The 12135-nt window shown below is 56.2% G+C and carries 11 protein-coding genes; 10 read left to right on the top strand and 1 reads right to left on the bottom strand.

Translation table 11 applies throughout. From position 1 onward, the window contains the following. The first annotated feature begins 117 nt into the window (after nt 1-117). From yiaK to araD, 8 genes are all read left to right on the top strand, one after another. Nucleotides 118-1116: a 3-dehydro-L-gulonate 2-dehydrogenase gene (yiaK, locus tag INF77_RS08275; protein ID WP_041911626.1), complete on the top strand. Its 999-nt coding sequence runs from the start codon at nt 118-120 to the stop codon at nt 1114-1116. Between the two features lie 10 nt (nt 1117-1126). Continuing rightward, complete coding sequence (locus INF77_RS08270) at nt 1127-1594, top strand: YhcH/YjgK/YiaL family protein (protein ID WP_049137186.1); 468 nt, start codon at nt 1127-1129, stop codon at nt 1592-1594. Nucleotides 1595-1620: 26 nt separating this feature from the next. Continuing rightward, nucleotides 1621-2547 (top strand): DUF4862 family protein, encoded by a 927-nt coding sequence (locus INF77_RS08265; RefSeq protein ID WP_045260032.1) that lies wholly within the window; start codon nt 1621-1623, stop codon nt 2545-2547. A gap of 42 nt (nt 2548-2589) precedes the next feature. After that, nucleotides 2590-3909 (top strand): MFS transporter, encoded by a 1320-nt coding sequence (locus INF77_RS08260; protein WP_041911629.1) that lies wholly within the window; start codon nt 2590-2592, stop codon nt 3907-3909. Nucleotides 3910-3985: 76 nt separating this feature from the next. Next, complete coding sequence (locus tag INF77_RS08255) at nt 3986-5491, top strand: FGGY-family carbohydrate kinase (RefSeq protein ID WP_193531972.1); 1506 nt, start codon at nt 3986-3988, stop codon at nt 5489-5491. Continuing rightward, nucleotides 5488-6141 carry a 3-keto-L-gulonate-6-phosphate decarboxylase UlaD gene (gene ulaD, locus INF77_RS08250; RefSeq protein WP_049137185.1) on the top strand — a complete coding sequence of 218 codons (654 nt, stop codon included), beginning with the start codon at nt 5488-5490 and terminating at the stop codon, nt 6139-6141. Before INF77_RS08255 ends, ulaD begins: the two co-directional genes overlap by 4 nt. A 2-nt stretch (nt 6142-6143) precedes the next feature. Continuing rightward, nucleotides 6144-7004, top strand: a complete 861-nt coding sequence (locus INF77_RS08245; protein WP_045260035.1) for an L-ribulose-5-phosphate 3-epimerase — start codon at nt 6144-6146, stop codon at nt 7002-7004. Further along, nucleotides 6998-7693, top strand: coding sequence for an L-ribulose-5-phosphate 4-epimerase (araD, locus tag INF77_RS08240; RefSeq protein WP_041911632.1), 696 nt, complete (start codon nt 6998-7000; stop codon nt 7691-7693). The genes INF77_RS08245 and araD overlap by 7 nt, the downstream gene beginning before the upstream one ends. Here the strand turns inward: araD and INF77_RS08235 are convergent, their stop codons facing one another. Then, the gene (locus INF77_RS08235; protein ID WP_045260037.1) at nt 7694-8512 is read right to left on the bottom strand and encodes an AraC family transcriptional regulator; all 819 of its coding nucleotides are present in this window, start codon (nt 8510-8512) and stop codon (nt 7694-7696) included. A 225-nt stretch (nt 8513-8737) separates the two neighbouring features. Here INF77_RS08235 and INF77_RS08230 point away from each other — a divergent pair, with 225 nt between their 5' ends. Both INF77_RS08230 and INF77_RS08225 read left to right on the top strand, forming a co-directional pair. Next, nucleotides 8738-10138, top strand: coding sequence for an MFS transporter (locus tag INF77_RS08230; RefSeq protein ID WP_193531971.1), 1401 nt, complete (start codon nt 8738-8740; stop codon nt 10136-10138). 10 nt (nt 10139-10148) lie between these two features. Further along, complete coding sequence (locus tag INF77_RS08225; protein ID WP_193531970.1) at nt 10149-12098, top strand: glycoside hydrolase family 127 protein; 1950 nt, start codon at nt 10149-10151, stop codon at nt 12096-12098. Nucleotides 12099-12135: the final 37 nt, after the last annotated feature.

Below are 12135 nucleotides of genomic sequence, written 5' to 3'. Positions count from 1 at the left end.
CATGAATGTCGTTGATCTGACAAAAATTGATCGCTATATTTGAAATCAGATTTCGCATAGTGAAATTTAACGATAAAAAAGCATTCGCACTTGCCCCTAAAAAACAGGAGAACAGGGATGAAAGTGACCTTCGAAGAGTTGAAAGCGGCGTTCAATCGGGTTCTGCTCGATCGCGGCATAAAAGTGGAGACTGCCGATGCCTGCGCGGAGATGTTTGCCCGCACCACCGAGTCCGGTGTCTACTCGCATGGCGTAAACCGCTTCCCGCGTTTTATTCAGCAACTGGATGCGGGCGACATCATCCCTGACGCCCAGCCACAACGGGTGACCTCATTGGGTGCCATCGAACAGTGGGATGCCCGACGCTCCATCGGCAACCTGACGGCGAAAAAGATGATGGATCGCGCCACCGAACTGGCATCCGACCACGGTATCGGCCTGGTGGCGCTGCGGAACGCCAACCACTGGATGCGCGGCGGCAGTTACGGCTGGCAGGCGGCTGAGAAAGGTTACATTGGAATTTGCTGGACCAACTCCATTGCAGTAATGCCTGCGTGGGGATCAAAAGAATGCTGCATCGGCACAAACCCGCTGATCGTCGCTATCCCGTCGAATCCTATCACCATGGTCGACATGTCGATGTCGATGTTCTCCTACGGCATGCTGGAAGTGAACCGCCTGGCCGGGCGCGAGTTGCCTGTAGATGGCGGCTTTGACGACGAGGGCAATCTCACCCGAGAGCCTGGCGTGATTGAGAAAAACCGCCGTATTCTGCCGATGGGCTACTGGAAAGGTTCAGGCTTATCCATCGTGCTCGACATGATCGCTACCCTGCTCTCGAACGGCTCTTCCGTCGCAGAAGTGACCCAGGACAACAGCGACGAATATGGCGTATCGCAGATCTTTATCGCTATTGAAGTGGATCGCCTGATCGACGGGCCAACCCGCGATGCCAAACTGCAACGCATCATGGACTTCATCACTACCGCCGAACGCGCTGATGAGAATGTTGCCGTTCGTTTGCCGGGACATGAATTCACGCGTCTGCAGGAAGAGAACCGTCGCAACGGCATAACCATTGACGACAGCGTATGGGCGAAAATCCAGTCTCTGTAAGGAGGGGATGATGATATTCGGACATATTTCGCAGCCCAATCCGTGTCGCCTGCCGCTGGCGATTGAAAAAGCGCTTCATTTTCTGCGCACCACGGATTTCACCACCCTGGAGCCAGGCGTGGTGGAAATTGAAGGCCGCACTATTTTTGCCCAGGTACTCGACATCACCACAAAAGAACAACACGAAAACCGTCCTGAAGTGCACCGCCGCTATCTGGATATTCAGTTTCTGGCCTGGGGTGAAGAGAAAATCGGTATCGCTATTGATACTGGCAATAACAAAATAAGTGAATCATTACTGGAACAGCGAGATATTATCTTTTATCACGACAGCGAAAATGAGTCGTTTATAGAAATGGTACCTGGCAGTTATGCCATATTTTTCCCGCAGGATGTTCATCGTCCTGCCTGTATTAAAAACAAGGAAACGGTAATTCGTAAAATTGTGGTGAAAGTGGCAATCAGCGAATTATTGTAATTTTCTGACGAATACAGGAACGCGAAATGACCAACACCGGTTTTATTATTGGTGCGTACCCCTGCGCACCCTCGTTTCACCAGAAAGGGGAACAAGAAGAACAATCCTTCTGGCGGGAACTTTCCGACACACCGTACATACGCGGGCTGGAACAACCTTGCCTGGAAAACCTTCATCCTTTCGGTGACGAGTGGCTGTTCCGTCATACGCCGGACGAGTGGCAAATCGTGGTCACGGCGGTGATGGAAACCATGCGCCGTCGTGGCACGAACGGCGCATTTGGTCTGGCATCAGCAGACGAAGAACAACGTAAAGCATGCGTTGAATTTTACCGGCATCTGCACCAGAAAATTGACGCTGTAAATGTGCGTTTTCCGGGAAAAGTCATAGCCCTGGAGATGCAGGCGGCGCCGCAGGCCGGGAACGCATCCGTCGAACAGGCCACTGAGGCATTCTCCCGCTCAATCCGCGAAATTGTGAGCTGGAACTGGTCCTGCGATCTGGTGCTGGAACACTGCGATGCCATGACCGGACCTGCACCGCGTAAAGGTTTTTTACCCTTAGAACAGGTGCTGGAGGTGGTAAACGGAACCGACATCAGCGTCTGCATCAACTGGGCACGGTCGGCCATTGAAGGCCGTAATTCCACCGTTCCGCTTGAACACGTTCAGGCCGCATGTAAAGCCGGAAAATTGGGCGCGCTGATGTTCTCTGGCACCACCACACGCGGCGAATATGGCGAGTGGCAGGATCTGCACGCGCCGTTTTCTTCGTTCTGTGCCGACAGTTTAATGACGACTGAACAGGCTACATCACTCTTTACTGCGGCGAGCGCCGCAACATTGAAATTCTCCGGTATTAAATTACTGGAAATAAATGCTAATGCTGATGTCAGCCATCGCATCGCCATTTTGCGTGACGGCATTAGCGCTATGAATAAAGCGACACAATAAAAATAAAAACATATTCCGATTACATTCACAGAGACATTAACTATGAATATTTCAACGAATGCTCTACATGCGGATATTCCGCGCCAGCGCTGGCTAAGAATCATTCCACCTATTCTTATCGCCTGCATTATTTCTTACATGGACCGCGTAAATATCGCCTTTGCGATGCCCGGAGGTATGGATGAAGAACTGGGTATTTCCGCCACCATGGCAGGCCTGGCAGGCGGGATCTTCTTTATCGGCTATCTGTTCCTGCAGGTTCCGGGCGGCAAGATTGCTGTTCATGGTAGCGGCAAGAAGTTTATCGGTTGGTCCCTGGTCGCCTGGGCAGTCATCTCAGTCCTGACCGGTATTGTCACTAACCAGTATCAGTTGCTGGTGCTGCGCTTCTTACTCGGCGTGGCGGAAGGCGGGATGCTGCCCGTTGTGTTAACGATGATAAGCAACTGGTTCCCCGATGCCGAACGTGGCCGCGCCAACGCGATTGTGATCATGTTCGTGCCGATTGCCGGGATCATCACCGCGCCACTTTCTGGCTGGATTATTACCGCGCTCGACTGGCGCTGGCTTTTTATCATTGAAGGTTTGATGTCCATAGTGGTGCTGGTGCTGTGGGCGTTCACCGTTTACGACCGTCCGCAGGAAGCCCGCTGGATCTCAGAGGCCGAGAAAAACTATCTGGTGCAAACGCTGGCCGCTGAACAGCAGGCCATCGCCGGAAAAGAGGTGAAAAATGCCTCATTGAGCGCCGTGCTTTCCGATAAAACCATGTGGCAATTAATCGCCCTGAACTTCTTCTACCAGACCGGGATTTACGGTTATACCCTTTGGCTGCCCACCATCCTGAAAGAGCTGACGCACACCAGCATCGGCCAGGTCGGGGTGCTCGCCATTCTGCCTTACATCGGTGCCATTGCGGGGATGTTCCTCTTCTCTACGCTTTCTGACCGCACCGGCAAGCGCAAGCTGTTTGTCTCCCTGCCGCTGATTGGCTTCGCACTTTGCATGTTCCTCTCCGTGGCGCTGAAGGCAAACACCTGGCTGGCCTATGCCGCGTTGGTCGGCTGCGGATTCTTCCTGCAGTCCGCCGCTGGGGTGTTCTGGACGATTCCTGCACGTCTGTTTAGCGCCGAAATGGCAGGCGGTGCGCGCGGTGTGATCAATGCGCTTGGTAACCTCGGCGGATTCTGCGGCCCTTATGCGGTAGGCGTACTGATAACGCTGTACAGCAAAGATGCGGGAGTTTACTGCCTGGCGATTTCTCTGGCACTGGCTGCGCTGCTGGCCCTGCTGTTACCAGCGAAATGTGATGCCGGAGCAGAACCCAATCCCACGGTGAATCCGCATAAACGTGCGGCCTGATGCCCTCACCCAACCCACTAAACCGAACCGTAGGCCGGGTAAGCGAAGCGCCACCCGGCGAATAAGTGAGATGAAGATGAGTGAAAAAGAGCCCTTCTGGCTGGGTATCGATTGTGGCGGTACTTATCTGAAAGCCGGGTTATACAACCGCCAGGGAAAGGAAGTGTGTATCGAACGTCGCTCGGTGGCCACGCTCAGCCCACGCGCAGGCTATGCGGAGCGGGATATGCACCAGCTCTGGCAGCACTGCCACGCTACCGTCGCTACGCTGCTCAAACATTCAGGCGTAGACGGAGAGCAGATCAAAGGCGTCGGCATTTCTGCTCAGGGCAAGGGACTGTTTCTACTCGATAAACAGGATCGGCCCCTGGGCAACGCCATGCTCTCTTCTGACCGCCGGGCGCTGGAGATTGTGCAACGCTGGCAGCAGGACGGCATTCCAGAAAAACTCTATCCGCATACGCGCCAGACGCTGTGGACCGGGCATCCGGCCTCGCTTCTGCGCTGGGTAAAAGAGAATGAGCCTCAGCGCTTCGAAAAAATTGGCTGCGTGATGATGGCGCACGATTATCTTCGCTGGTGCCTCACCGGCACCAAAGCCTGCGAAGAGAGCAACATTTCGGAGTCCAATCTCTACAATATGAATACCGGCCAGTACGACCCACAGCTCACACGCTGGCTCGGTATCAGCGAAATTGACGGCGCCCTGCCGCCGATTGTCGGTTCAGCAGAAATTTGCGGGGAAATCACCGCTCAGGCAGCCGCCCTGACCGGTCTCGCGGCGGGTACGCCCGTCGTTGGTGGACTGTTTGACGTGGTTTCCACCGCGATCTGCGCCGGGCTACACGACGAACACACGTTGAATGCCGTAATGGGCACCTGGGCCGTCACCAGCGGGATTGCGCATGGCATCCGCGACAGCGAGCCGTACCCCTACGTCTATGGCCGCTACGTTCATCCGCAGCAGTACATCGTTCACGAAGCCAGCCCGACTTCCTCCGGCAATCTTGAGTGGCTCACCGCGCAGTGGGGCGATATGTCATTCGATGAAATCAACCATGCCGTCGCCGGTCTGCCAAAAGCCGGAAGCGATCTGATTTTCCTGCCCTTCCTCTATGGCAGCAACGCGGGTCTGGAGATGACCAGCGGTTTCTACGGCATGCAGGCGCTACACACCCGCGCGCACCTGCTGCAGGCGGTTTACGAAGGCGTGGTATTCAGCCACATGACCCATCTTAACCGCATGCTTGAGCGCTTTACCGAGGTGCAGGCACTGCGCGTCACGGGTGGCCCGGCCCATTCGGACGTGTGGATGCAGATGCTTGCGGACGTCAGCGGTCTGACAATTCAATTACCCCAGGTAGAAGAGACTGGCTGTTCCGGTGCAGCGCTGGCCGCACTGGTCGGTACAGGCATCTATCCCGATTTCCACACGGCGCAACGCGCCCTTAAACATGACATCCGGGTGATTGAACCCGACATGGACGCCCATGCGGCCTATCAACGCAAATATCACCGCTATCAGTTACTGATTTCAGCATTACAAGGCTATCACGCCCAGGTTAAGGAGCACGACCTATGAGCCGACCATTACTGCAGCTGGCGCTCGATCACACCTCACTTCAGGCCGCGCAGCGCGATGTTGCCCTGCTTGTGGATCACGTCGATATCGTCGAAGCCGGTACCCTTTTATGTCTGACCGAAGGACTAAGCGCCGTCCGCGCGCTGCGCAAACAGTGCCCGGAGAAAATTATCGTGGCGGACTGGAAAGTGGCCGATGCCGGGGAGACGCTGGCAGAACAGGCGTTTGGCGCGGGCGCGAACTGGATGACCATTATCTGCGCCGCTCCGCTGGCCACCGTTGAGCGAGGCCACGAGGTGGCACTGCGCTGCGGAGGAGAAATCCAGATAGAGCTCTTTGGTAACTGGACGCTGGACGACGCGCGCGCATGGCAACGTATCGGCGTAAAACAGGCGATATACCACCGGGGAAGAGACGCGCAGGCCAGCGGTCAGCAGTGGGGTGAGACGGATCTCGCCAGAATGAAAGCCCTCTCGGATATCGGTTTACAGCTTTCGATTACCGGCGGCATCACGCCTGCCGATCTCCCCCTGTTTAAGCAAATCAACGTCAAAGCGTTTATCGCCGGGCGCGCGCTGGCGGGCGCGGATAATCCGCCGCAGGTGGCACAGGCATTCCATTCGCAAATCCGCGATATCTGGGGAGCGTAACCATGCGTCAGCATCCGTTAGGTATTTATGAAAAAGCGCTGCCGAAAGATCTCTCCTGGCCGGAACGCCTGGTCCTGGCGAAGAGCTGCGGATTCGATTTCGTTGAGATGTCGGTTGATGAAACCGACGAGCGTTTATCGCGTCTTGAGTGGAGTACCACGCAGCGCGCCTCTCTGGTTGAGGCGATGCTGGAAACAGGGGTGTCTATCCCTTCTATGTGCTTGTCTGCCCACCGTCGCTTCCCGTTCGGCAGCCGCGACGAAACGGTGCGCCAGCGCGCCCGTGAGATCATGACCAAAGCCATCAGGCTGGCACGCGACTTAGGTATTCGCACCATTCAGCTTGCGGGTTATGACGTCTATTACGAAGAGCACGATGAAGGTACTCAACAACGTTTTGCCGAAGGACTGGCATGGGCCGTCGAGCAGGCCGCCGCCGCACAGGTGATGCTGGCGGTCGAGATCATGGATACCGCATTTATGAATTCCATCAGCAAGTGGAAAAAGTGGGACAGCATGCTCGCCTCGCCGTGGTTCAGCGTTTACCCGGACGTTGGCAACCTGAGCGCGTGGGGTAACGACGTTACCGCCGAGCTGACGCTGGGCATTGACCGCATTGCGGCTATTCACCTGAAAGATACCCAACCCGTTACCGCGCAAAGCCCCGGACAGTTCCGCGATGTACCGTTTGGCGATGGCTGCGTCGATTTTGTCGGCGTGTTTAACACGCTGAATAAGCTGAACTATCGCGGCGCGTTTCTGATTGAAATGTGGACCGAAAAAGCCAAAGAGCCGGTGCTGGAGATTATCCAGGCACGCCGCTGGATTGAAGCCCGTATGCAGGAAGGAGGCATGACATGTTAGAACAACTCAAAACCGAGGTACTGGCGGCAAACCTGGCGCTGCCAGCCCACCAGCTGGTGACCTTTACCTGGGGCAACGTCAGCGCAATAGATCGCGAAAGCGGCATGATGGTCATCAAGCCGTCCGGCGTGGAGTACGACGTGATGACGGCGGAGGATATGGTGGTGGTGAACATTGCCACCGGCCTGGTGGTCGAAGGCAGTAAAAAACCCTCCTCTGACACACCAACCCATCTGGCACTGTATCGCCGTTATCCGGAGATTGGCGGCATCGTACATACCCATTCCCGCCACGCCACCATCTGGTCGCAGGCGGGACAGGATTTACCCGCCTGGGGCACGACGCACGCAGACTATTTCTACGGAGCGATCCCCTGCACGCGGCTGATGACCACGGCAGAAATTGCCGGGGAATACGAATACCAGACGGGCGAAGTGATCATTAAAACCTTCGAGGAGCGCGATCTCAGCCCAATGCAGGTCCCGGCGGTACTGGTTCACTCCCACGGCCCGTTCGCCTGGGGCAAAGACGCTGCCGATGCGGTCCACAATGCCGTCGTGCTGGAAGAGTGCGCCTATATGGGCCTGTTCTCACGCCAGCTCGCACCACAGTTACCGGCTATGCAGCAGGCGCTGCTGGACAAGCATTATCTGCGCAAGCACGGGGCGAACGCCTATTACGGGCAGTAATCAACCGGAATTAATATGCTCTTTACAGTACCGCCGTTTCCAGACGGCGGGGGTTAACCCGGTATGCTTCGAGAATATCTGCCGGAAATATCCCACGTCGTTAAAGCCGCAGCGCGCTGCGACCTCGGTTAATGACGCAGCGTCGTTGAGCAGGAGTTTTTCCGCCGCCCTGACGCGCTGGCGATGTATCGCCTCCGTCAGGGTTAAATGGAAAGTCCGGCGAAAGACGCGCCCGAGATAATCTGCATTACAGTGCAACGCTTTTGCCAGCTGCGAGGTGGATATCGGTAAATGAAACTGCGTGCGAATAAGCTGTTTTGCCTTCCATGCCATCGCCGCGCCGGCCTGATCTGCGCTGTCTTCATATCCTGAAGAGTTCGACACCTGCTGTAAAATCAATAATAAAATCATCTCCAGCGCCAGGCTACGCCGTAATTTCTCCTGCTCGCTGAGGAATTGACGAAAGAGCGCAATCACATATTCCGCATCCCTTACGCGGCAGTGTTGTTCTATTGCCAGAGGAGCAGCGTTGGGTAACGTTGGGTCTTGCGGCTCCACCTCAAAATGCAGCCAGTAAAAGCGCAGGTCCGCCGGGAAATCCTCCACACCCACATGCCGACGCTGCGGCCAGAGCAATAAACTCTCACCCGCATTAACATCAAAAACATGATTTTCTTCCTGGATCGTTAAAGTCCCTTTTTCGACAAAAATAATCTCCCATGATGTTAATTTTCGCGCAGGGTGGCGGCCCACTCCGCGGGAGATAAATAGCCCGCCATTTTGAACCTTAACCGGAAGCGCTATGGATAATTCGAGCATGGATATTCACCATTCCGCTTTTATTGTCGTTAATATTCGACTTACCCGTTGATTATTAATCAATATTAAAATATCTGTCCGATCGGAATCACATTTTTATCATCAGGTCGGAATCGTCACCTTTTTATACTTTTCCCTTCCCTTGTTGGCCTTCCCGTTCGATGCAGAATAAAGAGGTACCCAGCATAAATACGATAATAAATTCGATCTCCGAGGAGTTACTTCATGACTTCCACACCGATTACAGACGCAGACGCTGCAAAACAGAAAGTCGATGACCGGCTGTCCGTCCGCGAGAAAATGGGCTACGGCCTGGGCGATGCGGGCGGCACGGTGATTACCTGCCTGATCATGAACTTTCTGACCTTTTTCTATACCGATGTATTTGGTCTCACCCCTGCGCTGGTGGGCACGCTGTTTATTGCCCTTCGCGTGTTTGACGCCATTTCCGATCCGGTGATGGGCGTCATTGCTGACCGCACGCAGAGCCGCTGGGGCCGATTTCGTCCCTGGCAGCTGTGGGTCGCCGTCCCGATAGGCATTATCGGCGTAATGACCTTCAACGTTCCGGAAGCCAGCATGGGCGTGAAAATCGCCTGGGCGTTCGGCACCTATTTGCTGTTATCCGTGGGCTATACCGCCATCAACGTGCCCTACTGCGCGCTGATTAACACCATGACCACCCGCCACAACGAGGTGATCGCCTGCCAGTCCTGGCGCTTTGTGCTGTGCGGCGTGGCGGGCTTTCTGGTCTCCGTTGGCCTGCCGTGGCTGGTAGCGGAGCTGGGTCAGGGCGATGCCGCGAAGGGTTATCAACTGGGCGTTGGCGTGCTGTGCGCTATCGCCGTGGTGATGTTCTTGTGCTGCTTCTTCTGGGTTCGTGAACGCGTTCCGCTGGCGCTGATGGGCAAATTCACCCTGCGCGAGCACCTGGCGGGCCTGCGTAAAAACGATCAGCTGCTGCTGATGTTGTTGATGTCGTTTCTGCTGATCAACGTCTTCAACATTCGCGGCGGTGGATATATGTACTTTATCACCTACGTGCTTCAGGGCAGCACGGCGTACACCTCGCTGTTTTTCACCATGGTGACCTTTGCCGCTATTCTGGGCGCGGTGATCGTCAGCCCGCTGTCGCGCCGTATTGATACCGTCAAACTCTACTACTACACCAACCTGGTGCTCGCTGCGCTTGCGGTGGGCATGTGGTTTCTGCCGGGTGGCCCGGCGCATCAGACGCTATGGCTGATCGTTATTTTAAGCAACGGCGTGATCCTGGGCTTCACCCTGCCGCTGCACTTCTCGCTAATGGCCTTTGCCGATGACTACGGCGAGTGGAAAACCAGCGTGCGTTCGTCGGGCATGAACTTCGCCTTCAACCTGTTTTTCATCAAGCTTGCGTGGGCGTCAAGCGCCGGGATTATCAGCTTGGTGTTTATTGCCGTGGCCTATCAGCCAGGCGCGGGCAACCAGACGCCAGCCTCACTGCAGGGCATTACCGCCATGGAGACGCTGCTGCCTGCCCTTTTCCACCTGCTGCTGGCGGTCGCTATCCGCTGGTGCAGGCTTAATAACCCAATGATGTCGCGCATTTCCACCGACCTGCGCCAGCGTCACGTACCGTCCTGAGGAGAACGCTATGTCCATAATGGAACCCGACCTGCACCAGCTGAAAATCAACGATCCGTTTCTCGGGCAATATCAACGGCTGGTCCGTGACGTGGTGATCCCTTACCAGTGGGATGCGCTAAACGACCGCGTGGCGGAGGCCGAACCCAGCCACGCCATCGCCAACTTCCGCATCGCGGCCGGGCTGGAACAGGGGGAGTTTTACGGGATGGTGTTTCAGGACAGCGACGTAGCGAAATGGCTCGAAGCCGTGGCGTGGTCGCTGTGCCAGAAGCCGGATGCAGAACTGGAAAAAACCGCCGACGAGGTGATTGAGCTGGTCGCGGCGGCGCAGTGTGAAGATGGCTACCTCAACACCTACTTTACGGTAAAAGCCCCCGAGGAACGCTGGACGAATCTGGCCGAATGCCACGAGCTGTACTGCGCCGGGCATATGATTGAAGCGGGCGTGGCGTATTTCCAGGGAACCGGAAAACGTCGCCTGCTGGACGTGGTGTGCAGGCTGGCGGACCATATCGACAGCGTGTTTGGCCCGGGAGAAACACAGCTACACGGTTACCCTGGTCACCCGGAAATCGAGCTGGCGCTGATGAGGCTGTACGACGTCACGCAGGAGCCGCGTTATCTCAATCTGGTGAAATACTTTATTGAAGAACGCGGCGCGCAGCCTCACTTCTACGATAGCGAATACGAGAAGCGCGGCAAAACATCTTACTGGAACACCTATGGTCCGGCGTGGATGGTCAAGGACAAAGCCTACAGCCAGGCGCATCTGCCCCTTGCGGAACAACAAACGGCCATCGGCCATGCCGTGCGTTTCGTCTATCTGATGGCGGGCATGGCGCATCTGGCGCGCCTGAGCAACGACGAAGGTAAACGCCGGGACTGTCTGCGTCTGTGGAACAACATGGCGCAGCGCCAGCTGTACATTACCGGCGGGATTGGCTCGCAGAGCAGCGGCGAGGCGTTCAGCAGCGATTACGATCTGCCCAACGATACGGTGTACGCCGAAAGCTGCGCCTCAATCGGCCTGATGATGTTCGCCCGCCGGATGCTGGAGATGGAGGCAGACGGCCACTACGCCGACGTGATGGAGCGCGCGCTGTACAACACGGTGCTGGGCGGGATGGCGCTGGACGGTAAGCATTTCTTTTATGTCAATCCACTGGAAGTGCATCCGAAAACGCTGGCCTTTAACCATATCTATGACCACGTGAAGCCGGTGCGTCAGCGCTGGTTCGGCTGCGCCTGCTGCCCGCCGAATATCGCCCGCGTGCTGACCTCGCTGGGGCACTACATTTATACCGTTCGCCCGGATGCGCTGCTGATAAACCTGTACGTGGGGAACGACGTCGCCATTCCGGTGGGCGATAACGCCCTACAGCTGCGCATTAGCGGTAACTATCCGTGGCAGGAGCAGGTGAAGATCGAAATCACCTCGCCGGTTCCGGTCACCCACACGCTGGCACTCAGGCTGCCGGACTGGTGCGCGGAGCCTGCCGTTTCGCTGAATGGCGAAGCCATTACCGGTGAAGCGTCACGCGGATATCTCTACCTCAACCGCCGCTGGCAGGAAGGCGACACCCTGACCCTGACGCTACCGATGCCGGTCCGCCGCGTGTACGGTAACCCCCAGGTGCGCCAGCAGGCGGGTAAAGTCGCGCTACAGCGCGGGCCGCTGGTTTACTGCCTGGAAGAAGCTGATAACGGCGCCAACCTGCATAACCTCTCCTTGCCCCGAGATAGCGAGTTCCGGGTGTGTGAAGGCAAAGGCATTTTCGCGCATAAGATGCTAATACAGACAGAGGGAATTGGGTGTCACATGAAGGAAACGGATGCGTTGTGGCAGTACGACCGCTCGCCGGTACAGCGCCAGCCCCGGACGTTGACCTTTATTCCGTGGTTTAGCTGGGCTAACCGGGGAGAAGGGGAAATGCGGATATGGGTGGATGAAGGCTGAATAGTCACCCAGCCCTCTCCCACGGGAGAGGGAGTAA

Origin of the sequence: Enterobacter cloacae complex sp. P1B, from assembly GCF_014982345.1 — a bacterium.
Classification (GTDB): Bacteria; Pseudomonadota; Gammaproteobacteria; order Enterobacterales; family Enterobacteriaceae; genus Enterobacter; species Enterobacter bugandensis.
Note: the sequence above shows the minus strand (reverse complement) of the source record. Positions and strands in the feature narration are given on the sequence as shown.